Annotated in this window: 24 protein-coding genes, 6 tRNA genes and 1 pseudogene; 3 read left to right on the top strand and 28 right to left on the bottom strand. The window is 31.9% G+C overall.

The features are described 5' to 3' along the window. Nucleotides 1-140: 140 nt before the first annotated feature. From N5B56_RS13565 to N5B56_RS11405, 21 genes are all read right to left on the bottom strand, one after another. Nucleotides 141-590 carry an integrase core domain-containing protein gene (locus N5B56_RS13565; protein WP_428979610.1) on the bottom strand — a complete coding sequence of 150 codons (450 nt, stop codon included), beginning with the start codon at nucleotides 588-590 and terminating at the stop codon, nucleotides 141-143. Nucleotides 591-604: 14 nt separating this feature from the next. Next, entirely contained in the window at nucleotides 605-901 is a 297-nt protein-coding gene (locus tag N5B56_RS13560; protein WP_428979609.1) for a transposase, read from the bottom strand. Then, nucleotides 898-1,272: a hypothetical protein gene (locus N5B56_RS13555; RefSeq protein ID WP_428979608.1), complete on the bottom strand. Its 375-nt coding sequence runs from the start codon at nucleotides 1,270-1,272 to the stop codon at nucleotides 898-900. Before N5B56_RS13555 ends, N5B56_RS13560 begins: the two co-directional genes overlap by 4 nt. Further along, nucleotides 1,220-1,402, bottom strand: a complete 183-nt coding sequence (locus N5B56_RS13550; RefSeq protein WP_428979607.1) for a transposase — start codon at nucleotides 1,400-1,402, stop codon at nucleotides 1,220-1,222. Before N5B56_RS13550 ends, N5B56_RS13555 begins: the two co-directional genes overlap by 53 nt. A 262-nt stretch (nucleotides 1,403-1,664) precedes the next feature. Further along, complete coding sequence (locus N5B56_RS11485; RefSeq protein ID WP_260979009.1) at nucleotides 1,665-2,282, bottom strand: VanZ family protein; 618 nt, start codon at nucleotides 2,280-2,282, stop codon at nucleotides 1,665-1,667. Nucleotides 2,283-2,350: 68 nt separating this feature from the next. Beyond that, nucleotides 2,351-2,545 carry a 4Fe-4S dicluster domain-containing protein gene (locus N5B56_RS11480; RefSeq protein ID WP_182436384.1) on the bottom strand — a complete coding sequence of 65 codons (195 nt, stop codon included), beginning with the start codon at nucleotides 2,543-2,545 and terminating at the stop codon, nucleotides 2,351-2,353. 40 nt (nucleotides 2,546-2,585) lie between these two features. Beyond that, nucleotides 2,586-3,518, bottom strand: a complete 933-nt coding sequence (locus N5B56_RS11475; protein ID WP_260979008.1) for a Coenzyme F420 hydrogenase/dehydrogenase, beta subunit C-terminal domain — start codon at nucleotides 3,516-3,518, stop codon at nucleotides 2,586-2,588. Then, nucleotides 3,481-5,001: a polysaccharide biosynthesis C-terminal domain-containing protein gene (locus tag N5B56_RS11470; protein ID WP_260979007.1), complete on the bottom strand. Its 1,521-nt coding sequence runs from the start codon at nucleotides 4,999-5,001 to the stop codon at nucleotides 3,481-3,483. Before N5B56_RS11470 ends, N5B56_RS11475 begins: the two co-directional genes overlap by 38 nt. Before the next feature lie 68 nt (nucleotides 5,002-5,069). Further along, nucleotides 5,070-6,308, bottom strand: a complete 1,239-nt coding sequence (locus tag N5B56_RS11465) for a PIG-L deacetylase family protein (protein ID WP_260979006.1) — start codon at nucleotides 6,306-6,308, stop codon at nucleotides 5,070-5,072. Nucleotides 6,309-6,320: 12 nt separating this feature from the next. Next, nucleotides 6,321-7,406, bottom strand: a complete 1,086-nt coding sequence (locus N5B56_RS11460; RefSeq protein ID WP_260979005.1) for a polysaccharide pyruvyl transferase family protein — start codon at nucleotides 7,404-7,406, stop codon at nucleotides 6,321-6,323. Next, nucleotides 7,403-8,380, bottom strand: a complete 978-nt coding sequence (locus N5B56_RS11455) for a glycosyltransferase family 2 protein (RefSeq protein ID WP_260979004.1) — start codon at nucleotides 8,378-8,380, stop codon at nucleotides 7,403-7,405. Before N5B56_RS11455 ends, N5B56_RS11460 begins: the two co-directional genes overlap by 4 nt. A gap of 10 nt (nucleotides 8,381-8,390) precedes the next feature. Next, on the bottom strand, nucleotides 8,391-8,951 hold the full coding sequence (locus N5B56_RS11450; protein ID WP_260979003.1) for an LbetaH domain-containing protein: 561 nt from the start codon (nucleotides 8,949-8,951) through the stop codon (nucleotides 8,391-8,393). 14 nt (nucleotides 8,952-8,965) lie between these two features. Then, nucleotides 8,966-10,204 (bottom strand): hypothetical protein, encoded by a 1,239-nt coding sequence (locus N5B56_RS11445; RefSeq protein WP_260979002.1) that lies wholly within the window; start codon nucleotides 10,202-10,204, stop codon nucleotides 8,966-8,968. Nucleotides 10,205-10,215: 11 nt separating this feature from the next. Further along, a complete protein-coding gene (locus N5B56_RS11440) occupies nucleotides 10,216-11,247 on the bottom strand; it encodes a glycosyltransferase (RefSeq protein WP_260979001.1) in 1,032 nt (343 codons plus the stop codon). A 14-nt stretch (nucleotides 11,248-11,261) separates the two neighbouring features. Next, on the bottom strand, nucleotides 11,262-12,479 hold the full coding sequence (locus N5B56_RS11435) for a Coenzyme F420 hydrogenase/dehydrogenase, beta subunit C-terminal domain (RefSeq protein WP_260979000.1): 1,218 nt from the start codon (nucleotides 12,477-12,479) through the stop codon (nucleotides 11,262-11,264). 5 nt (nucleotides 12,480-12,484) lie between these two features. Beyond that, the gene (locus tag N5B56_RS11430) at nucleotides 12,485-13,546 is read right to left on the bottom strand and encodes a polysaccharide pyruvyl transferase family protein (RefSeq protein WP_260978999.1); all 1,062 of its coding nucleotides are present in this window, start codon (nucleotides 13,544-13,546) and stop codon (nucleotides 12,485-12,487) included. Nucleotides 13,547-13,548: 2 nt separating this feature from the next. Further along, nucleotides 13,549-14,607 carry a polysaccharide pyruvyl transferase family protein gene (locus N5B56_RS11425; RefSeq protein WP_260978998.1) on the bottom strand — a complete coding sequence of 353 codons (1,059 nt, stop codon included), beginning with the start codon at nucleotides 14,605-14,607 and terminating at the stop codon, nucleotides 13,549-13,551. After that, the gene (locus N5B56_RS11420; protein WP_260978997.1) at nucleotides 14,607-15,719 is read right to left on the bottom strand and encodes a glycosyltransferase family 1 protein; all 1,113 of its coding nucleotides are present in this window, start codon (nucleotides 15,717-15,719) and stop codon (nucleotides 14,607-14,609) included. The genes N5B56_RS11425 and N5B56_RS11420 overlap by 1 nt, the downstream gene beginning before the upstream one ends. Then, a complete protein-coding gene (locus N5B56_RS11415) occupies nucleotides 15,712-16,719 on the bottom strand; it encodes an acyltransferase family protein (protein WP_260978996.1) in 1,008 nt (335 codons plus the stop codon). Before N5B56_RS11415 ends, N5B56_RS11420 begins: the two co-directional genes overlap by 8 nt. Before the next feature lie 5 nt (nucleotides 16,720-16,724). Beyond that, complete coding sequence (locus tag N5B56_RS11410) at nucleotides 16,725-17,855, bottom strand: glycosyltransferase family 4 protein (protein WP_260978995.1); 1,131 nt, start codon at nucleotides 17,853-17,855, stop codon at nucleotides 16,725-16,727. 181 nt (nucleotides 17,856-18,036) lie between these two features. Beyond that, nucleotides 18,037-19,494: a sugar transferase gene (locus N5B56_RS11405; protein ID WP_260978994.1), complete on the bottom strand. Its 1,458-nt coding sequence runs from the start codon at nucleotides 19,492-19,494 to the stop codon at nucleotides 18,037-18,039. A 665-nt stretch (nucleotides 19,495-20,159) separates the two neighbouring features. Between N5B56_RS11405 and N5B56_RS11400 the strand changes: the two genes are divergently transcribed. The 3 genes from N5B56_RS11400 (at nucleotide 20,160) to N5B56_RS11390 (ending at nucleotide 22,741) form a co-directional block, all read left to right on the top strand. Further along, entirely contained in the window at nucleotides 20,160-20,564 is a 405-nt protein-coding gene (locus N5B56_RS11400) for a zinc ribbon domain-containing protein (protein ID WP_117910315.1), read from the top strand. Between the two features lie 160 nt (nucleotides 20,565-20,724). Further along, nucleotides 20,725-21,804 (top strand): DUF5685 family protein, encoded by a 1,080-nt coding sequence (locus N5B56_RS11395; RefSeq protein WP_260978993.1) that lies wholly within the window; start codon nucleotides 20,725-20,727, stop codon nucleotides 21,802-21,804. Between the two features lie 103 nt (nucleotides 21,805-21,907). Beyond that, a complete protein-coding gene (locus N5B56_RS11390) occupies nucleotides 21,908-22,741 on the top strand; it encodes a DnaJ domain-containing protein (protein ID WP_260978992.1) in 834 nt (277 codons plus the stop codon). Between the two features lie 228 nt (nucleotides 22,742-22,969). On the opposite strand, the pseudogene N5B56_RS11385 reads toward N5B56_RS11390, so the two are convergent. The 7 genes and pseudogenes from N5B56_RS11385 to N5B56_RS11355 form a co-directional block, all read right to left on the bottom strand. Continuing rightward, nucleotides 22,970-23,710, bottom strand: a pseudogene (locus N5B56_RS11385) (Rpn family recombination-promoting nuclease/putative transposase); the annotation flags it as partial. Nucleotides 23,711-23,889: 179 nt separating this feature from the next. Then, nucleotides 23,890-23,962 (bottom strand) — tRNA-Phe (locus N5B56_RS11380). Nucleotides 23,963-23,970: 8 nt separating this feature from the next. Then, a tRNA-Met gene (locus N5B56_RS11375) sits at nucleotides 23,971-24,044 on the bottom strand. A gap of 19 nt (nucleotides 24,045-24,063) precedes the next feature. After that, nucleotides 24,064-24,145, bottom strand: a tRNA-Tyr gene (locus N5B56_RS11370). 45 nt (nucleotides 24,146-24,190) lie between these two features. Further along, a tRNA-Thr gene (locus N5B56_RS11365) sits at nucleotides 24,191-24,263 on the bottom strand. Nucleotides 24,264-24,429: 166 nt separating this feature from the next. Next, nucleotides 24,430-24,502, bottom strand: a tRNA-Val gene (locus N5B56_RS11360). 76 nt (nucleotides 24,503-24,578) lie between these two features. Next, nucleotides 24,579-24,652 (bottom strand) — tRNA-Asp (locus tag N5B56_RS11355). Between the last annotated feature and the right edge of the window lie 123 nt (nucleotides 24,653-24,775).

Here is a 24,775-nt window from a genome sequence, read left to right as displayed (position 1 = left end):
ATATCTATTTCTGTAATTCCATGTACTCTAATGTTCATAAATCGCTATCCTGTTATAAAAAATACAAGACACATCATTCTTTTATTAATCGGAATTTTTTTGGGTGGTTGTCACCCTCCCAACTTTCCTTTCTTTAAAATCTATGAGGCCTTTGCCCCGTTTTCTGTTTCCTTTTTCTGCTTTGGATTCAACCATTCTTCCTCTGAAAAACTCCAGTCCCTTATTTCTCCTGACCATCTTTCAGGATGTTTCTCTTTTGCTTTCGTATACACTTCTTTTCGTTTTTCCAATATTTCACGGTCTTCTCCATTATGTCTTTGCTCTGGTGTAACATAATTGATTCCACTATGACGATGTTCATTGTTATACCAATTCACAAAGTTCCTCACCCACACTCTGGCTTCATCCAGTGTTTTAAATCTCTGTGGCTGATAGTCTGGTACATATTTTAATGTCTTAAACAGACTCTCTGCATATGCATTATCATTACTTACTCTTGGTCTGCTTCTTGACGGTGTAATTCCCAGGGCATACAGTGTTTCCAGCATTGTTGCTCCCTTCATTGGGCTTCCATTGTCTGAATGTAACACTAATGGTCTCTCTTTTATGTTCCTATGTCTGCTAGTATTGGAACTATTTCACTCGGTGACTTTGAAGCAAACTCCTCTGAATTACAAATCTCCAATATCTGTTCTTTTTCTTCCTGTGTCATTTTATTTTGTGGCTCAGGTCTTTCGCATGTTGTGCGTTTGTCTATATAAGCGTTGTCTGTGTTTTTCCAACGGTTATAGGTTCTCTTACTTATTCCCAGCTCTCGGCATGCCTTGTACAGGGCTGCTCCTTCCTTAACTGCCTCACTGATCAACTCCACTGCCTGTCTGCGATCTGAAGCGTTGATCATTCTTCCTCTTCATCCATCCCCCAAATCGCATTTTCTTTTTTTCTCAATACCAATAGGGCTGCTGTTTCTGCCAGTGCCTTTTCCTTTCTTGCAAGATCCTTCTCTATTTTTTCCTCCTCTTTCTTTATTTCTCGAAGTTCCTTATTTGCCCTTGTGTTGTTTTCCTTTGCATTATCATTTACATTAATGCAGGCTTCCTTCCATTCCCTTACCTGTTCTGGATAAATTCCTTTCTGTCTGCAATACTCTGAAAATTCTATTTCCGACAGATTTGCTGTTTCCAATACAACAGTGAACTTGTCCTGACTGCTCCATTTATCAGCATTCTTGTACTTGGTAGTTGCTGACAGTCCTTTTTTTCTGGGCTGCATCTCTCCATCTGTACAACGTGTTAATGTTTATTCCTGTGTCTCTTCCTATGTCACTTATCGTTTCTTCTCCTGACATTATTCTCGACACTACTGCTTCCTTCATTTCCTTTGGATATTTTGCGTAACTCATATCAATCACCTTTCCTTCTGGTACCTATCATACCAGTATGGGAGGTGGGTGACAACTACCCTAAGCTAGAGGGCTCTATTTTTTATACTATTCTCCCAACCAATCCAAATATTCTTTTATATCTGTATTATTTTTGATTATTTTGTATGATATTTTTTAGTAATTTTAATATTTCGTTATCTCTCTTTGTAAATAAAGCAAAAATAAAAAATGAGCAAGCCCTGCTCCCCAACAAAACCTGCCCACACATCATTCTTATTCATCATTCCCCTTTATGCCTAACCCTATATATCACATAGTACACCGCGCCGCCAACGGTTCCGCCCAGCGTGTTGTACACCAAGTCTGATATCTGGAACGTACCAAGGTGGAACAACAATTGAGAAAACTCGATTCCAAAAGAAAAAATTCCGACTGTTTTAGTTGCTATCCAAAGAGTCTTTCTTATTTCTGGTTTTTCTCCTAAAAGTTCCTTTCTAAATGCCCATAAAAGCAAAACCGTAAATGGAATAAATAACATAAGATTTTCTATTGCTTCCGTAGTCAAATTTCCATCTACGTCATACAATCCCCAGCCTCCCATAATATCACTTAATGGATTTGTCCATATATCTCTATAAAAAACCGTTCTTGATAAAATTAACATTGAACAGACCACAAGAAAAAATACTCTTCTAAACTCACAACTTTTTTTAAAATAAGATATCCATGTCAGACATATATTTTTTGTCAAATCCTTTTTGCCCCAATTATGTTCCTTTGCATATATAAATATAAACATTGCAATGAACGAAAAAAATACTGTTGCAACAAATGGTTGATAAAGAGCAATAAGTACGTTTCTTATTATTTTACAAATTCCAATATAAATACTATTCATTTATTTCTCCCTTATTTATCAATCCTATTCATTTATTTTCTTCTATATGAATAGCTTTGTTCCATTTTCTAAATTTTAAACGGACAAACCATAATGCATTTTTTACAATTCAGGCAAATATGTTCATCTATTAATGGATATTCAAATCCTTCTTCGTCTTCCTCCATCCTTATAGCTTTCACTGGACATATTGCATAACACGCCGAACAACCACAGCACTCTTCCTTTAATTTATATAAAATAGGAACTTTCTTATTTATCATAAGCACCACCTTCTAACTACTACATCACTTTAAATGTTACTCATCTATTTTTTATAGTTTTGACCACTCTTTTAAGTTTCTTAACAATTTTAGTTTTCATCTTTTCCGATGCATATTTTTTTAATATTCTATCTATCCCACCCTTTTTATAATCACTCCAAAATTCAACTCTATTTAATGGTTCATTTGTAGGATGTGCCAAATTTGGTTGAATACACTCAACTAAATCACTTTCTTTATACTCTAATTTGCTTTGAATTTTCTTCCACAACTCCATTCCCTTATCACTATGAATAAGAACTAATGAATTTCCATCCGGAGAATAAAAGTCAGGCATAATCCTATCTATTCCCCAATAGTCTCCTATTGTAATGTCTACTTTTCTTTCTGTCGTTGCATAACGGCATTTATAACAAGAAGGTCTTAACGCCCAATCTCCATAAAATATCCTATCATACTCTGAAATTTCTTCTTTTTCCCCATTTCGTATTATGAATGCTCTTGGTTTCTTCCAACCATCTGTTTTATCCTTAAATGTAACATATTCTATCTTTCCGCCTATATAATCATTCCATATTTTAGGAGATGGTACACCGTGGCATATAATATCTATTATAACTACTCTATCCTTTAGACCTCTACTTTTTGCAAATTTTCTGAAGCCATCTGCTTGACACCCCATACCAAAAAAATAAACTTTTCCTTTATTATTTTTAAGCCATTCTTCTGCCGTTATGTATGAGTCTCCAGGTATTGCCTGCATATATTTAGAGCCCCTTGCTTTATCTCTTTCTGCCTTACTAGTATACAATGTAAACTCATTTCTATTGCTACTATAATTATATACTGCAGATACAATTGCATCTCCTTCCGATATTGCCAAATCAGATACCGCTGTAAAAATACCACCCGATGAACTTGCCAGTAGCTCTTCTTTATCTTTGATTCTTGCTGCGTAAACTTTTGTTTCCATTTTTTATAATATACTTCCTTATAATTTTATAACATTCTCGGTTAACCGCTAAATTCAAACTCGTACATATAACTCCAAATATAACTGTTAACATTACCCCCCACACTGCAAACTGCAAATAATTATTAATCATTGGTTTCAAAAACTTTGAGCCAATCACAACTACTGCAAAAAAAACAAAATTTATCCCTATAATAGATATTGTTTTTAAATAAGATCTATGCATAACCTTTTTATCCGATACATATGAACACCAAATAATCTTTAAAGGTAATGCTATTACCGTTGCAAAAAGTACTCCTACAATTCCAAACTTATGTACCAATAAAATAGATAGCGACACATTTAATAACGCTTCCACTAAAGATATATAACTTGTTTCTTTTGCATATCCTGCCAACCCTGTCAAATTTCCACTCACATATCTTGACCACGACAATAATTGTACTAGACAGAACAATAATGGTAATTGATTATAGTTATAATTAATATCAGTTACTCCTCTTGTATACAAATTAACGAATGGTACAGTCAATATATAACAAACCGACATCAAAATTGTCATAATTCCAAGAAAAATGGTAGTAAACGAATCATGCATTTTTTCATATTTTTTTATACCACCATGATATGAATAACCCAACATATAATTTAAACTATTATAAACAGCACTTAACAACATATTTAGATTGACAAATATCATATTGTAAATTGAATATACACTTGATAATTGTGTACTAACAAACATAGATAAAACAATCATATCTGTGGATGAAAAAATGGTCCATGCTATTTCAGTAATTATATATGAATTTCTATCTTTTAATTTTTCCTCTTTTTTACATTTTTGAAATTTTATCCATTTATACTTTTTCCTAAAATAATATTCATAAAAGAATACCTTAGCTATCGTAATCAAAAAATATGCGAACTGTAAAAATACTATTTTTATTCCCATACTTGCCATTACAATTTTAATTATATAACTTACTATTTTATTTACCAATGTAATTTCGTTATTAACATAATTTTTACCATCAACACTTATTAATATCGAAGGTGTTTGGATAAAATAAAATGAAACAACTCCCGACAATCCTTCAAACATTACTATTAAAAAAACTGTAAAACTATCTATATTTGTTTTCAAAACAAATGGTAAAATTATTGATAATAATATTACTCCAATACCATATAATAAAGTGATTCTTCGAAAATAACTACGTGCAACCGAAATTACATTATTAATTTCTGTTACATTTTTTTCGTTTATTGGTTTATATAACGCATTTTTTGCAGCTTGTCCTATTCCTGCCTCTAGAAGAGCCATATATGTAAAAATTTGAGTAACTGTACTTAACAATCCATTTACATCCGAACCGTAATTTGTAATTAATAATCTAGGTACAATAAGTCCTAAGACAATCGCAATTAATTGTCCCCCAAAACCTGTTACTATATTTTTCGCTAATTTAGATTTCATCCATCTATCTCCTTTAAAACAACAAAAAAATTTTTATCGTTCTTTTTATAATATTTTAACATTATTTTTTACATATTATAATTTGTCTTGTCGTCCAAATTCTCTTTTTTTATACAATAAACTTTCAAAAAATATCTATACATTTTTCTATATGTAATAAACCATATTTTATCAATGATTTTTTCCAAATTTCTACAGCATTTATTAATAATACTTTTGTATGATGAGATTAGTTCTATTCCAATATTATCATCGCTTTTCCCATCTTTTGTTTCTACGAATATTTTTCCCTTTCTACGCTTGCCTTTCCATTTGAGTTTTCCTTTTTCATATACAATATCTCCACTTGTCTTAACAATGAACTCATTTAATGGTCTTATTCTACTCTTTTCACCATCATATTCGTACACCAAAATTTCATTTAATTCAACATCTCTTTTTATTTTCAAATCATATACAAAATCTTCTTTAAAACACAATTTTATATACGGTTGAATATCTATATTTCTTGCCGATATCCAATAACAAAAGTCACTGTTTATAATACTTTTTGCATTAATCGTTGCAATCTGAGAAGCATGCTCATTTAAAGCTTTATAAATTTTATTATTCCATATAACTCTTGATCTACATGTTTTGTCTACTGGAAATCTCATTCTCTGTCCCCATTCTTTGTCATATATATTGGTCACATTTCCTCTGCAACATGATAAAATATTTTGTGCATAATAGTCTCTTGGTGCTTTCCATGCTGTTTCATAGCAAAAGCCTTTTAACGCTAATCCTACTATTTGTGGCGATTCTTTAATTATCGCTTCAACAATATTACATAACAAAATATGAGCTTCATGCTTATCGTTTCCGTTATAAACAATAATATCTGGCTGTATATCTGATATTAATGCTTCTATATCACTTTTTATATTTTTATAATTTATTAAAGCATGTTCTCCTGTTTTTAACCAATGATATTCTGGTTTTTCTTTTAATGCATATGTATGTTTTAAACCTCTATATGATATTATATTTTTCCCCCCCTCAAAATCTGCTGATGCAAAATCTGCTTCAGGATAACCCAAATATATTAAATTTTCAGATACAATTCCTAATTTCCTTATTGAACCATCTATCTCCATTAATCTTCTGCTATACATTCCGTAATAGTCTCCATTTGTCATCACCGCAGTATGTATGCTCTCAGCAATATTATTGGCAGAAGCAATTAACGCTCCTGCCAGATTTATTTCATCATCAGGATGTGGTACAATAACAAGTATTTTTTTATTTTTAAATATATCTAATTGCATATTAATTTCCTTTTATTCTAGCGCATTTTTTAAATATTCAATAGCGTGTTTTCTTTCCTTAAGGATATTATTATCTATTTTATCCCAATCTTCGTCGTTTGGATAATCATCATTTGGATTTAAGCGTTCCATCGCATGCTTTGGAACCCCCAATAGCGTCATAAGATTTTGTACTCTTGCATTTCCATTTCCATTTTCTTTAAATTCCACATATAATTGTTTATGATATATAATTGAAAAAACCGCACCATGAAAGGAATTTGTTACTACCATATTTGCATTCCTTATCAGTCCAATAAATTGACTCGGTCCCGCTATCTGCAAAAAAGTTACTTCTGGATCATGCCATTTCAAATTTCTATCCAAATATACTACCTTCCAATTATTCTTTTTTGCAATTTTTTTTGCAAAATCAATCATTTTCTTTGATACTCCTACAGGATAAACAAATATATAATTTGAAAATTCTACTTCATCTGCAATTTTATCCCATTCTTTTGAACTAAGCAACAACGTAGGATCTGCATTAACATAAATTTTATTATTTACATAAGGTTTTAATATATCTGCTCCCTCCTGCTCTCTGCAAGATAAATAGTCAAATCTTTCAATCCTGCTTTTATATTCATCAATCAAATTATCTGGTAGTTCCATTTTATCAAAGCTTGCAGCATATGAAATTTTTCTTTTTTCTGAATTTACAAATGTTAAAAAATAGCTTGGATCAAACCCGGCACATTTAGGATCAAATATTTGATCACTTCCTGTTATAAACATATCATATTTTAAATTTGCTTTTCTTAATTCATCTATAGTGTTATATTTTTCTTTACTTAAAATCAAATTATGTTGAGCAAACTCATCATACTGTTTTTTTAATTTTACAGTAGTCAAACTATTAAGAACACTTTTTATGAAAGGTTTTATTCCCTTGTTTACTTTAATAGTTGAATAGTCCGAAATAAAAGTTGGACATTTATAATCAATTATTTCATTTTCTTTTCCAAGTTCAATCAACGTATTCTGTAATGCATATGCTTGTAATACTGCACCATAATTGTAAGCAGTATGAAATGTCATAATTCCTATTTTTTTCATTTGTTTCTCCTTCTTGCCTTTAATTGGCATAATTTTTTCAAGCAATAACTAGATTTATATTTTATCGCCATTCTAATTATCTTTTCTTTATATCCAGAAGGTTTTATTTTTTCTGCAACCAGTTCATATTTACCTTCTTTTAATAATCGATTAAATACTCTCTTAAATTCACTTCTTTGATTCAGATATACACTAAACAAAATTGATATAAAACTATTATAATATTCATCATATATCTGTTCTTCTGGAATATTCAGACTTCTAAAGAACTCTTGTCTAATCTCATTGTTTTCTACTGCTGCATTTATTTGTAAATCTATGTTCTTTGTTAAAGATCCTTCTACTGTAACATCATAAAAATACAAACACTCACGGAGATATGCAATTTTAGAAATATTTTTAATATACTCTAAATTAAACTCCATATCCTCCCCCATATTCCTATTTAGATTGAATAGCTTACTGATTTTTTCTCTCAAAAATAATTTATTACATGGTGAATTTACAATTCGCGTTATAACAATATCCTTACAAATTTTTAAATAATCTTCACATAACTCGTCTTCTTTTTTACAAGGGAAGTGGTCTTTTTTTTGTCCGTCTTCTTTTATTTCTGAGAATCCACATATAACCATCTGTGCATTAGTTTCTTTTGCCCTAGTCATTAATTTTTTACATATATCTTTATCTACCCAATCATCCGAATCAAAAAAACATACATACTTACCTTTTGCATTTTTTATTCCACAATTTCTTGCAGATGACACACCTCCATTTTTCTTTGTTATAACATTTATTCTATTATCAACTTTTTCATATTTCTTACATATTTCTAAAGATTGATCTGTCGACCCATCATCAACTAACAGAATTTCAATATTTTCATATGTTTGTTCCAATAAACTCTTTATACACCTAGTTATTTGTCTTTCAACATTATACACAGGCACAATAATTGTTATTAATTCCTTCATTCTTTACACCTTAAATTTGTTTCTTATGTGCTGGTACCCCAACTAATGTAATTCCTTCTTCACTAAAAGATTTTGTTACTACTGCACCTGCACCTATTTTTATGTTACTAGCCAATTTTACATTTCCAATAATACTTGCGCCAAAACCAATATCGATATTATCTCCTAAAATAGGTGCACAAGAGTCCTTTCCATTATTGCCAATACAATTATTTCCATGCAATTTGCAATTTTTCCCAACTACTGCATTTCCATTAACAATAATGGTCCCGTGATGAAAAAGAACTAATCCAACATCAAAAACATCACCACCTATATAAAAGCCCAATTTGTTTCCTAATTTGTTCTTTTTTTTCGTATAGTATAATTCCAAAATTTTTGACACAATATTTTTCTTATGTCTATAATAATTTTCTTTTCTTAAAAATTTTTGATATTTAGATATTTCAACTAAATGATTATTTGTAATTACATATTTTACTATTCCTTTTCTATCAATCCCTGAAAATAATAGTTTTTTCTCATATTTAATACACTTTCTTAAGTCTGACTTATTAGTAAACAAAAACATATTGCTTTCTCCCTCTATTCTCTCTTCATTCCTTCAAAAAGCACGGCAAATGGTATCAACAAATATGCCGTTTGAAAACAAAAATATACATTAGTATTGTCCGTCAAATATGTTATCATTGCATATATAGAAAATGTAATCATTATTATTGCTGTTTTTTTAGACATTGATGACTTTGACTCGTTTATAAATTTTTTAGGTAAAAAATATACATAATAACTAATCCATAAACAAAATCCTATAAAACCATAATCAACAAATGATTTCAATATATCACTATGAATAATAGACAAATCTTGTAATCTGTCTAATACTAATGTAGAATAACAGTACCCGCGTCCTAAAAACAAAAGTGACATCGAATAATAATCTTTCAACAGAGCATAACTATGTAATCTGCCATTAAAATTAATAGCATACTGTAAAGCCAAATCTTGAATTTCATTGCTCTTAACTATTGCTATAAAAGCAATAAAAACCACTATCAATCCCACATTAATTATTGCACTTTTTATATTAATCTTTTTTTTAGCACATTTTTTTAACATCACTTTCATTACAATAATCGCAATCAAAATTGCCAACATTTCAATTCTTTTAAATCCAAGCCACATATAAAGAAATGCTATCCATAGCTTTACATCTTTTACTTTATTTTTTTGTTCAGAAAATAGTAAATAATATAACACAAAAAAGCCTATTGCAAATGTTAAATCATGCACCTCCAATGCTGAGGCTATGCTATTAGAAGCTTGCCATTCATTCCACTCATCTCTCCATGCTGATAATGCAAATTTCACAAAGTTTCCAATTCCATATTTAATAATTGCATTCATAATTACAAGTGAATAGTCTATACATAATGCATAAAAAGTGTACTTAATAGAATTCAGCTTAAAATATAATGCTGCTACAATTGGTATTGCTAATAAAATGCATCTTTGAACAAAATAGCTTATAATTCTATTAAATACTGCACCGTCAAAATGTTGATTGTATATAAAATACACAATTGGAAGATGTATAAGCATAACAATGAACGGAATTAATAGAAAACCATAATAATTTCTTAAAATTCCTCCATCTCTCGCTTTGTTCTTTCTATTTGATATCAATTGGATTCCCAATACACACCATACTGCACCCAAAATATATTTTATCCAATAATTTAAATCGATTCCAAATATTCCTCCTGTAGGAATAAAAGCTATACAAAATATAATTATATAAATTGTAGATATTTTTATTTTCACAGTTTCACCTCTTACAATTTTTTACCTAATATTATCAGTAAAAACACTAAACGGTATTTCATAACATTAGCTACTATTCTGTACTTTAATGGAAATTTTCTTATTTCTAATTTTTCAAACATTTCATCAAATATTTCATCATTTAAAATTTCTTTGACTATATTATGCTTTTTTATTATTGAATATCTTTTATTGTTCAAAATTCCTTTAATGCACCTTCTACTTCTATCCAACGTAAATCTTTTAATTCTATTACTACATTGTTCTAATAATCCATAATAACTTAATTTTTTACTAAGATAATAATATAAGCTTTTTTCTTTTTCAAATCTGTCCTCTCTAAATACTTTTGTTAAAGATTCTTTCCTAACTACATAATAGTAGAATTGTTTTTTTACTACATATGCAACTTTAGCTTTCATCAAAAAATCTAAATTAAACGGTATATCTTCTGATATGACCTTTCTCTCTGATGGAAAAACGATACTATTATCCTTAATTATTTGGGTTTTATATATTGCTCTCCATACACTTATACCAATATGTGCCTCTTTTCCCTCATTAAGTTCTTTACCAAACATAGGGCAAACTAATTTTTGAATAATATCTTCTTTTTCATATTTTCCCTCCTTTAACGCATACATACTGTTATCTACTATACAATCATTTTCATCAACTATCAAATTTTCACATCGTACATAATCTGCCTTGTTTTTCACTGCACAATCATACAATGTTTTATACATATTTATGTCTACATAATCATCGGAATCCACAAACCCAATAAATTCACCTGTACAAAGTTCCATGCCACTATTTCTTGCCAAACCTAATCCGGCATTTTGTTTGTGAATAACCTTGATTCTACCATCTTTCTTTGCTAATTTATCACATATTAGCCCACTTGAATCTTTCGAGCCATCATCAACCAATATTATTTCAATATTCCTTAATGTTTGTTTAAGTAAACTCTCCACGCACTTTTCTAAATATCTTTCTACATTAAATACTGGTACAACTATACTTACCAAAACTTTCTCCATTATCTTTATCTCCCCTATTTTTTTATTTTTCCAATAATTCTTTTAATCGTTTGCTTAGTTTTTTTAGGTATAAATGATGAAATAACATTTTTTAGAATACTTTTTTTATAATGTTTATAATAAAATTTTTCTACAAAACCATATCCTTCCTCTTTATACCCTTCTAAAATTTTCTCCCTATTTTCATTGTATTTCGATGGTATATACAATTGTTCATTATGTTTTTCAACCTTTTTGAATTCCGATTCTAAAATAATAAAATTATCTTTAATTCTTTCATTTAATTCCATTCCTTTATCTGTATTAACTAAAACACATGATATTCCCGTCAAATTAGTCAAGCCCTTCTTTTGATTGTACTCTGGATATTCTTCATGAAATCCCCAATAATCACCCATCGTAATGTCAGCAATTCTATCATTTTGTGCAAAAGGACACGTATAACAATTTATTCGATGTGTTAATGATTTAGAAAACAATCCTGTATATGACATTATATCGCCATTAACAATATACTTTTTTCCATTACTAAATATAATCTTGATTGTCTTACCTTGTCCCTTACTCTTATCTCGAAACCAAAACTTTGTAACCTTCCTATCGCCTTTTCTTTCTAAATTTTTAATATAATCATTAAAAAATCTTTTACTTGGAACTCCATGGCAAATTATTTCTACAAGAAAAAGATTTGCGTATTCTTTCTTAAGAAATGTCTTTATCGCTGCAATTTGACAAGGTGTCCCTGAAAATAATACTTCAACACCATTATCTAAATCCTTTTGTAATAATTTAAAAATGTCCTCAATACTACTTTGTACATATTTCGAACCTTGAATTTTTTCAATTTCACTTACTCTTGTAATTCGAATATGTTTTGGATTAAACTCACCATTTTCATTTAACATCGTTGCACCATACACAACCCCATTATTATTCAAAACACTTTTTGCATATTCTGCAAAAGCACCACCTGATGCTGACTTTTTAAGTGTCTCTTCATCTTTCGATGCCACCGCATACACTTTTTTTACTTTATTAAATTCAGGTGTATTTTGATATCCACAAACTTTCTTACACATTCCACATTTAACACATAAATCATTATCTATTTCAGGATATACAAAACCATATTCATCTTCTTTCATATGTATCGCATGTTTAGGACATACGTTTTTACACGCCCCGCAGCCACAACAATATCTTTTATCTTCATATAATACAATATCTTCCATTGCAATTACTCTCCTTGAATAAAAGCTTTTGCTTCCTTTTGCTTGTTCTCTATATAACAATAAGCTTTTGTATAATCAATCGGTTTTTCTAACATATCGATAAATTTTTCTTCTTTTCCTAATTCAAGCCATCTATTTTTTAAGTCCATATCTTCCAACAATGATGTTATCTTATTTATCCTATTTTTCTCTGTCGGATAGCATACAAATTGCTTTTTATACTTTATCGAAAATACAGTTCCATGAAATGTTCCTGTAATTACTCTTTCTGCTCCTTTAAATAAATTTACCCATTCATATGGCGACAAGCAAATTGTAACTTCATCATAATATTTTTTATAATCACCTGCTCCTATTATTTTCATATTGTTAATAGTAGCATAATTTTTAAGTTCTGAAACTTGATCAGATGTAAGTTTACAATCATAAATAAGGATATATTTTTCTTTCTTCTCCTTTATATTTTCTCTTTTTATATCCAAATCAAAATTGTATAAAAATGTTGGATCTAAAAGTTTTACTGCACTTCTTTTCGTTACTCGCATTACAAACTTTATAGTTTCACTATCCCTGCACGAAATTCTACTCATCCTTTCTATGCCTATTTTTAATTCTTCTGGTATAATCGATTTATCCGTCACAGACCCTACACTTGGTGCATATGATATAATCGTATCCGCCTCTAGCCCAGCTCCAAACTTAAGTTTGTTATATCCTGAGCCATACCAGTTCCATATCTCATCGCTTCCCAAAATAATCATATCTAATCCTAACTTGTTTATATCTGTTGCAGTTTTTACTTTGTTAGTTCTAGGTATACTTCTTTCATATTTTGTGAATACCATTAATTGTTTTACTTTTTGAAAATATGTCGGAATTGAATCTATTCCAACCCTGTAATGAAGGATGTGTATAATATTTTTCATCCAGTGCTTCTTTACTGTATAATTTATTATTTTCACATCTGCATCTGGATACAGCTCTCTAACTGTCTCATACATTCCTTTCATCTGTAGAAAGGCTCCATAATTTTTTACATAATGGTGTGTTAATATACCTATTTTCATTTCTATCTCCTAATAGCGTCTTCTAAAAATTGTAAACTTTCCCTTTTCTTTTTATCTATAATATTATAAACTTTCTCATAATTTATCTCGTTTCCCATTTTTTGCAAATCAAACTTAAATTCACTTTCCATAATCCTATTTTCAATTTTTAATTCTCTTAAAAGTGCGCCCACTTTTTTTATTCTACTTTCGTTCGTCAAATATACTTTAAATTGCCTTTTATTTAAAATTGAAAATACTGTTCCGTGAAAAGTTCCAGTAAAAACAAAACGAGCATTTCTAAACATTCCTACCCATTCAAACGGAGTCAAATTTACTGTAATATTTGTATATTGCTTATCACACTCTCCCGCACCATAAACTGCCATTTGATTTTCTTTTGCGTATTTTAATATTTGCTCTTTAATTCTTTTTGGAAGTTTATCGCAGTAATAAAATAAAATATATGGTTTATTTACTTTTATTTTTTTCATAGGAAATTTTGAAAGAAATGTTGGATCTAAAACTCTTATTGCACTCTTCCCTGCTACTTTTTCTACTAATTCAAATGACAAATCATCACGAGCCGAAATTGCTGAAAATTTTTTAATTCCCTCTTCTATACATTTAGGCATTTCCTTAAAAGTTGCTTGTCCAACACTAGGCGCATAAGCAATTAACTTCTTGCACTTCAATCCTATGCCGAATTTAATAGGATCATATGCCTTTGAGTCTTTAAAATTCCAAACCTCATCACTCCCTATGATAATAACATCATACTCTAGCTTATTAACTTGCTCAACTTTGTAGCAACGTCTACTCAACTTCATTTCTTTTTGTCTTGCTCTTGAAAAAGTTTTCGGTAATTTTATCTTTTCTCTCCAACATTTTAAGTTTTCTCTATCTTTATAAAATCTAAACCAACCAAATGTATTTATTACCTTATGTTTTAAATTCACATAATCAATTATTTCCACCTCGTCATTAGGACACATGGTTTGTATTGCATCACATAATGCCCATGCTTGAAGAAATGCACCATAATTATTTATATAATGATGTGTTAATATTCCTATCTTCACTACTTCGTCTCTCCTGCCAATTCAATATACTTATTTTCTAACTTCACAGCCTCTATCTCTATATCATAATTGTTATTTTTAATTAATTCCGAGGTATCTTTCCTTTTTTTATCTTCCATTGCCTTTTTTATTTCGCTTATCCACTGCTCTTTATTTTTTGTTGATACAAATTTTGCTCTGCTAGACAATCCTATTTCTCTTGTAATACTTGCTGAAAAAATACACGGTAAATCTGCAGCCTGAGCTTCCACCCCAACAACCGGTAACCCTTCCCATATAGATGGCAAAACGAAACAATCAAATGCTTGATACCATTCATTCACATTTGATACATTTCCTACTAGAGTTACCTTTTCTTCTATTCCTTTTTCTTTTATTTTTCTAGTAATTGTATCTAGTAATTCTCCATCTCCTAATAATACTAAATGCGCATTATTATCTATTTTTAAATACTCTAAAAAAACATCAATCAAAAAATTATGATTCTTTTGTGGCATAAATCTTCCAACATGTCCTATGACATTTTTATTTTCAAGATTATTCTCTTTTCGCATACGTTCTCTTACACTTGGATTAAAAACAAATTTCTTTGTATTAATCGCATTTGGAATAAATTCATAATCATTCATCGATACAATTTTTTCCCCAAAATAGCATTCTGCTGCTGCTTTTCCGCACGTAAAATGTCTATTCATATTCAGCGGTAATAACGCCTTACAAACACGCTTAATTGGCCATTTCCAATCTTTTGTAATGCTAGCTCCATGGGCATGAAATATTCTAATTGGTATTTTATATTTTTTTGCTGCATGAAGTGCGTATACACCTAACGCTCCATTATGTGCCTCAACAATTTTATACTCTGGATTATTTTTAAATATTTTTTTCATACACTTTAAATATTGTCTATACTTTATAGGATTCAATCCTGGTGTGTGATATATTTTTCCTCCCATTTTTTTTATTTCTTCATCATAAGCACCTGGCTTTGTCTTATTACACAAGAAATCAAACTGTACTTTATTTCTATCTATATGTCTGTAGTAATTCATAAGCATTGTTTCTATTCCCGCTCTATCCATATTACTTACAGAATGTAAAATTCTAATCATTTATTTTCTCTCCCCTTAATTTTTCTACCGTCTTTGTTGGATAAAAGAAAATTTCCAACACTGTGCTTTTATTTGCTAATATTGCAATACAAATAGGTGCAAAAATCCCTAAAATTATTCCCGCAACAACATTTACAACATAATTTCCTATTCCTATCTTCATAAGAACCGTTCTAATTCCCGCTGTGAAAATTGTATGTAAAAGATAAATTGGCAAAGAATAACGATTTATGAACATCAAAATCTTTTTTACGTTTATTCTTTCTATTGCTAAAGAAATCAATGCTATGCTAGCCATAATTCCTAACACCTCTTCAATATCATCGATAAATGGTTTTCCCGTAATATTTGTAAAAATAAAAGCATTTACTAGCAAAACATGCAAAACTATTAATCCTATTTTTTTCGCATTATTAATTTCTTTTATTTTTAAATTATCAAGAGATGTTCCTATTCCAAAACATAAAGCATACGGTAATCCCCTTTCCAAAAATGGTAACGAGATACTACTAAAAAAGCAAATATAATATATAATAACCAGTAAAATAGTTATTTGCCAATTTTTCAGAATTTTTGATAAAACAGCCCATATAGCGAATAATATAAATAATGTATATAAGAACCAATATTGTGCTACAGGTGTTTTCCATATCCATATAATATCGTTAATACTGTTGTTATGATTCGTACTTGAAATCAGACTATTCAAAATTATGTATATACACGAAAATACAATGTACGGGATTCCTAAATTTATAAATTTATATAAAATAAAGCGACTCCTTGTCTTTTTCCTTCTCCATTCTCCTGTAATATTATAAACATATCCACTCAAAAAAAAGAATAAAGCAACATGGAATGACCATATAAACATTTCTAACTTTTCACTATATGCGGGACACACAATCCCCGCATTTCTGATTCCCATAATAACATGTCCAAACACTACTAAAAAGCATGCGTAACCTTTTAGGCAATCAACTAACTTATCTCTTTTCACCTATTCTAACCTCTATACATCTCCATCGTTCTTTCCACAACATCATCCCAATTGTATTTTTCACATATGAAATCTGCTGCTTCTTTTTTATACTTATCTACCATTTCCGGCTTATCGCAAGCCTCCTGCAGTCTTTCTTTTAATTGTTCCACATTCGACTTTTCAAATACAAGTGCCTTATCTTCAACTACTGATGCACATTCATCTATGTCTGACACAAGACAGCAGTTGCCATAGCTCATTGCCTCAAGCAGACTAAGCGGCATTCCTTCTAAGTCACTTGGCAAAGTATACACATACGCATTACTATACAACTCATCCAGTTCCTCGCCCTGAACAAATCCTGTAAATATTATTCTGTCATCGCCCTTTGCCATTGCTTTTATTTCATTTGCAAATTCATCCGTATCTGAACTTCCACCGGCTATTACAAGTTTCTTATTCGTATTCACATTTTTAAATGCTTCCACAAGATACCGTAATCCTTTTTCCGGCACTAATCGTCCAAGATACAATATGTAATCGTCCTTTTCAAGTCCGAATTTATATTTAATTATATTTGCTTCTCTTATAACCGGTCTGTTTACTCCATTAGGAATAAATCTTGTTTCACGACCATACTTTTCTCTGAAATAATCCTGTACTCCCTTACTTAACACTATTATTTCATCAGCATGTTTTACTGCACATTTTTCGCCCATCATTATGTATGTACTTGCAAGTTTTCCCCATTTTGCTCTCTGGTGGTCAAGTCCGTGAATTGTTGCCACGCATCTTTTCCCAAATAATTTAGGTAGCCATAACATGGCACAAGGACCCTCTGCATGAAAATGTACTACATCGTATTTGCCAAATGCAGCGCATACTCCTCCCGTCACAGAAGCAGTCATAGCAGCTAGTCCTTTCTTATCTAATGTAGGAACTGTTTTTAATCTGATTCCCTTATATTCTTTTTTATTTTTTTCATCGAATTCTTTTCCACTTACATGATGCCCGGCACGGTTAAGACAAGTAACCTTATTGCCTCTTTCCACCATTCTGGTAGCTAATTCCTCAACTACTATTTCGACTCCGCCTTCTCTTGACGGTATTCTTTTATGACCAAGCATTGCTATTCGCAACTGTCCATTTTTCATATTACCTGTTTCTCATTTCTCTTATTTTTATTATCGGCATCCTACCTGTTATTCCACATAGTGCCAGGCTACGCCCGGCACCACATTTCACTTATCTCATTATTTCTATTAGCTAAGTTTATTTAGCCAAATAATTTTCACATAGTTATTTTCGTTTATACTTAAACCTTATCAAATCACTTTATACTGACCCTTTTCTTGCAATTACCACAAAGAAAGTCTTCAGTATAATCTTTATATCCAGTCCAAAGCTCCAGTTCATTATGTACTCATTATCAAGTTTTACTATTTCTTCAAAGTCCGTCATATCGCTTCGACCGCTTATCTGCCACATTCCCGTAAGTCCCGGTTTTGTTGCAAGACGGCTCTTGTGATGTGCTTCGTACTGTTCGTATTCATCCATTGTTGGCGGACGTGTTCCTACAAGACTCATGTCGCCTTTTAATATACTGTAGAAATTCGGAAATTCATCTATTGATGTAGCTCTAAGGAAATGACCAAGTCCTTTCTTTGTGCCGTCTTTTCCGCTTCCTATAATTCTAGGGTCTGCGTCCATTTTAAACATAAGTCCGTCCATCTTGTTCTGTTCCATAAGTTCTTTCTTGCGTTCTTCTGCATCTGAATACATTGAACGGAATTTGTAGAACTTAAATGGTTTTCCATTTTTCCCTGCTCTTAACTGGCAGAAAAATATTGGTCCGTTAGGGTCTGCAATCTTAATCGCAGGCGCTACAAATATAAACAATACTGCTGTAACAAGGCACCCTACAAGTCCTGCGCATATATCAAGTGCTCTCTTTGCAAATGCTCCAACCGGTGACACCTGATTTATACTTGTCGTTACAACTGCTACCTCGTTAATTGTTTCAAATCCTGCATTTGGCAAAGTATGTGTAAGAAATTCTACATTTATATGAACCTTAATTCCCATGTTCAAAAATCCATATGCCATGCCTTCTACGAAGAAGTTGTTTACTCCGCTTACTCTGATAAATACATCATTAATGACATTTGCTCTGGCATATTCGTATACGGAATCAGCATCGGCCACTACAGGTATTCCTTCTATTTCATCTATGTGTGATTCTTTAATGTCCATCACATCTGTCAATGCGATTCCCACTATCTCAAATCTCTTGTCCGGTCCGTTGCTTATCTTGTTGATAGTGTCTGTCGCCATATCTGATGATACAACAAGCAACATATTTTCCTTAGCATTATCATAATTCTTACGTACCGCATAAAACTTCTTAAATAATATACGGCTTATGTACATTAATATTGTGTCTATTATAATGAATAGCAATATTACTATTCTAGACACATTTCCTGACTGCTGTATCAAAAATAAATAACCAAACAGCACTGCCATAACTATAACATTATGGTACACTGTATCTTTCATTTCTTTCAGATATCCTCGTCTTAATATTCCTGAATATCCGTTTCTAAAAAACGCTACACAAAAGTGTATCAACGTTAATGATATTGTTACATTTCTATATAGGGAAGTGTTGTACATATGCCCAGACCCTGAATATATCAGTGTAGCTAGAAAGAACGCTACATTAATGCATATAACATCTACTATTATGAAATCAAAATGCTTTGTCCACTTATTACTTGTTCCGTTGTACACTCTCTATCCTCCCCCTTTGTATTTTCTCTAGTTTGCTTTATATATTAGTTAGGTGAATGATTTTATTACTTATTTACTTAATGAATATTTACCATATCATTATTTGATGTATAATCTTCTTGTTTATTATCCAATAAACAATCACTTTATTTACCGTTTGGTGAATAATATTCATATTTTCATTAAATTATCTATATAATTTTCATTCTTACAACTTGTTTTATTTTTCGTTCAATATGTAAATTTGTTGCTTATTTTTTTAGACACAATCTTTTATTATTATATCATTTACGACTTTCTTTGTACATTGATTTTGTTAGTTTTATCAATATTTTCTGCTTTTCTTATGGAAAAGTTAAAATAAAAATATTTTTATTATACAATTCCTACATACATTTTCATTTGTTTTTTCATGAATTGACATATATTTACGATTTTCTCAACATTCAAACTTTCCACACAATTCACGAATCTACACAATCTATTTTTGCAATGGCTTTTGTCCTATTTGTTAACATTTGTAACGGATTTGTTAATTATCGCCCTTTTGTCTTGTTTTTCTTTTTCTTTAGGGTTAATATTTCTTATAAGTAAGGGGCAAAGTTTTAAGGTTTTATGATAGACTTTAGAACTTTTCTTATTTTTATATGGAAGGAGTCTTAGATTTGCGTGAAAAATTAGCGAAGTTAATGTACGGGAGGTATGGAGTAGATCAACTTGGCAGAGCAATGCTTATTTTCGCACTGGTTTTATGCGTGCTTTCGTTATTTGTCCCAAGACGTTTGTCCGGGATTATTTATTATATTTCACTTATTTTAATTATTTTGATGTATATAAGAATGTTTTCAAAAAATATTCAGAAACGCTACCAGGAGAATAACAAATATTTAAGTTTAAAAGCTTCCTTCTTAAGAAAATTTCAGCGTGAAAAAGAAATTTTCAGCCAAAGAAGATTTTATCATTTTTACAGATGTCCACGTTGCAGACAACGTATTCGTATTCCTCGTGGCAAAGGCCGCATCGAAATCCGTTGTCCAAAATGTTCACAGACATTTATTAAAAAAAGTTAATTTATCAGATGCATAAATAGTCTGCAACTGATTATATAATTTAACAACATGCGTAAGAATTTCCTTTTAAGAGGGCATTAAGTATTTACGACTGATTGTGTGATTTAACTTAGAGCCGATTTGATTTGTGGTTCTTTACTTATTTTGTCTGGAGGACTCTATGTTTGGATATGTAGTTGTAAACAAGCCCGAACTCAAATTTAGGGAATTTGATGTTTATCGGGCATATTATTGTGGCTTATGCCACTCACTTAGCAAGCGACACGGTCTGTCAGGGCAATTAACCCTGTCCTATGACATGACCTTTTTAGTTATCCTTCTTTCTTCACTTTATGAGCCGGAGCACAGCGTAACTTCAAAGCGTTGCATTGTGCACCCTCTAAAGCGTCAGAACATCATTTCCTCAGAATTTACGGATTATGTTGCTGACATGAACGTCATCCTTTCTTATTTCAAATGTCTGGATGACTGGCACGATGACAGAAGCGTTCTTAAGCTTGCTTATTCAAAATTATTAAAAAAAGGGTCAATTGGGAAAAATTTAAATAATGTACATGCCACTTCTGATTCAACTGACGATGGTTCAGTTGCAGCTACTCAGCCAAGCGCTGTTGACGATGGTTCAGTTGCAGCTACTCAGCCAAGTGCTGTTGACGATGGTTCAGTTACAGCTACTCAGTCAAGTGCTGTTAACGATGGTTCAGTTACAGCTACTCAGCCAAATTCTGACAGTAACAATCAGAATTCTTATTTTACTGACGATTCCGGGCATTTGCATATTTCTCCTGATTATTCCTATAAAAATAAAATCGAAGCTATTTCATCTTTGTTGGACGAACTCGGTACCCGCGAAAAAATGAATGAAACCAACGTTGATGTGGTAGCCGGTTTATTTGGCCGGATAATGCAAATCCTATTCGTGCCTTTTGACGATATTTACGCCAAAGGTCTTGGTCGCATGGGCTTTTACCTTGGGAAATTTATATACATTATGGATGCATTTGACGATGTTGAGGACGATGTCAAAAAGGGACATTACAATGTTTTTTCAAATTGCTATACTGACCCGGATTTTGAAACTCATGTCAAAGATATGCTTACAATGATGATGGCTGAGTGTTCCGATGCTTTCGAAATGCTCCCCGCTGTTGACAACGCTGATATTCTTCGTAATATTTTGTATTCCGGAGTGTGGAATTCCTATGAACGGCGTGTTTCAAAAAATTTACAAAACAAATAATTTTTTATTGTGATGTTTTAATTTTTCAGAATTAATTTTTATTAACAATATTCTATCGCATTATAACATAATCACAGCAAAAATTTAGAAAGAGAATAGATATATGAATCCTTATGATGTTTTAGGGGTTAGACCAGATGCCTCTGAAGATGAAATAAAAAAAGCATACAAGGCTCTAAGCCGCAAATACCACCCTGATGCAAATATTAACAACCCTAACAAGGAACAGGCTGAAGAGAAATTCAAGCAGGTTCAACAGGCATATAGTCAGATTATGGATGCACGCAAGCATGGTGCAAATGGCTATGGTGGTTCTTCTTATGGCAGTGGAACTTATGGCGGCTATGGCTCCGGCTATGGTAATTCAGGCAGTTATGGATCTGGAAATTCCGGTGGTTTTGGTGGCTATGGCTCTAATGGTTCCGGTGGCTATAATTCCGGTGGTTTCGGCGATTGGGACTTTGGTGGATTTGATTTTGGAGGTTTCGGCAATTTTGGTGGCTTTGGTACAAGCTACGGTAGTGCAGGTAATTATGGCAACTCTTCAAATATGTCAGAAGACGAGATGCATATGCGTGCTGCAGCTAACTACATTAATAACCAACATTATGCCGAGGCACTTAATGTATTAAATACAATTTCCAACAAAAATGCTACATGGTATTATTATAGTGCTATCGCAAATAAAGGCGTAGGCAACAATGTCCAGGCTCTTGAGCATGCCCGCATGGCATCTTCAATGGAGCCTAATAATGCTACTTACCAGCAACTTGTCCGTACATTCGAAAGTGGTGGCAGCTGGTACACTTCTCGTCAAAGCAGTTATGGTGGAATGCCTACAATTATTTGCAGTAACCCACTCTTAGCCTGCTGTCTTGCAAATCTTTGTTGCAATGCTTGTTGCGCAGGTTGTGGTGGTGGATACACTTACCGATAAAATAAATTACAATTTAATTTATTAATAAAAAGAACTCAAAGTTTGAAAATTATTAATAACTTTCAGGCTTTAAGTTCTTTTTTATTAATAGATATTTTATTATGCTTTATTTTTTAATATCTATTATTATGCTTTATTGATATCTATTATCATTCTTTTTAATATCAATTATCACTTATTTATATCATCTTTTATTCATATCAACATTAACTTTATTGTTATATTGAACTAGTCTATAATCTTATATTCCTTCATCAGCTTATTCTGGTACTCAATATCCTGAGCTGATTTTTCTAAGTCATCATATCTTTTTTCTTTTAAAAGTATTTTAATTAATTTATTTGTATTCTCCTGACCTTTTTCTTCTCCGTCCTTCAGACCCTCTCTATACTTTAGATTCATCTCCATCTGTAATGACATATACTCTCGCCTCCATCTCTCATTTTTTCTGGCTGCGATTACCTTTATGTCTATCCTTCTCGTAAGTTCACTTTCAGGTTCGCTGCCGTCAAAATATTCCAATAATGATTTCAGTTCCTCATTTATGTCACTTTTATCGCCTTTTGTGTTTAGAAATATCTTATGCGTTCCGTCATTTAACTTGATTTCACTATCTTCCAGGCATACATTTTCAAACTCGTAAACACTTCTTCCTTTTTCAAAAAAATCAAATGTACAGATAAATATGACATAACTTTCCTTAAGTATATCATATGATTCGCCTTTTTCAATCATGTTTAAATCTATTATTCCCTGATAATATCTTGATCTTTTCGGTAATTCTTTATAAGTTGTTGTCTGCATTTCGAGATTAAATACTGTGTTGTCGTCATCCTCAACATATATGTCGATTCTTATACCTTTTGACTTCGCTGTCATCTGTATTGTTTCTTCATAATCAACATATACAATATCCCTTATTTTTATGTTTAATATATTTTCCAACAGTGGTTTACACAATTCTTTTTCACATAAAACTCGCCTTTATAAACACGGACTTGCCCTATATAATAAAAAAAGAAGCATTTCTGCTTCCTTATCTGTCATTCATGTTTATTCTGTTACGGTTTTTGCCGTTTTTAAATTTATCTGTCATTCCTGCGTCTTTTCTGTCTTGTCCCTCTCTCTTTTGCTTCGGACATGGTTAATGCCCAGTTCCGGAATCGAACCAGAGACACGAGGATTTTCAGTCCTCTGCTCTACCAACTGAGCTAACTGGGCATAAAAAATTGCGGGGACAGGATTTGAACCTGCGACCTCCGGGTTATGAGCCCGACGAGCTTCCAGACTGCTCTACCCCGCGCTGTTTCTTCTTTTTTTAATGGGCAGAGAAGGATTCGAACCTTCGAAGGCGTTGCCAGCAGATTTACAGTCTGTCCCCTTTGGCCACTCGGGAATCTGCCCATTCTTTTAAGGTAAGCCTGACTTTTGTAATCATTGCTTCCCTAAAGCCGATGAACGGACTCGAACCGTTAACCTGCTGATTACAAATCAGCTGCTCTGCCAATTGAGCCACATCGGCATATTAAATTTTTGTAACAAACCACTTTGCTCAATTGTCAGAGCCAAGCTTCGCTTGATTGCTCTCCTCTTATTGACTTGCGTCAATAAGCCTAAATTGAGCCACATCGGCTTATTCTGTTTTATTAACAAGCTTTCCTGCTTATTTTCTTTTTACCTTTCGGTAGTGGGACCTACAGGGCTCGAACCTGTGACCCCCTGCTTGTAAGGCAGGTGCTCTCCCAGCTGAGCTAAGATCCCATGTTTCCTTATACAAAAATAGAGGTCGAGAAAGCCGGCTTTTGCTTTCAACCTCCTCTTTCTCTTCTTTTATTGACGACCCGGATGGGGTTCGAACCCACGACCTCCGCCGTGACAGGGCGGCGCTCTAACCAGCTGAGCCACCGGGCCATTGTACATTCAAAACTGCACACCAACTAATCTTCCAATCTCTTTCCTTCCTTGGATAACTTTTCCTCAAATTCCTTCCTTATGGTTAAGCCCTCGACCTATTAGTATCAGTCAGCTGCACGT

Origin of the sequence: Eubacterium album (assembly GCF_025336545.1) — a bacterium.
GTDB lineage: Bacteria > Bacillota > Clostridia > Lachnospirales > Lachnospiraceae > Eubacterium_U > Eubacterium_U album.
This window is presented reverse-complemented; position numbering and strand designations above follow the sequence as displayed.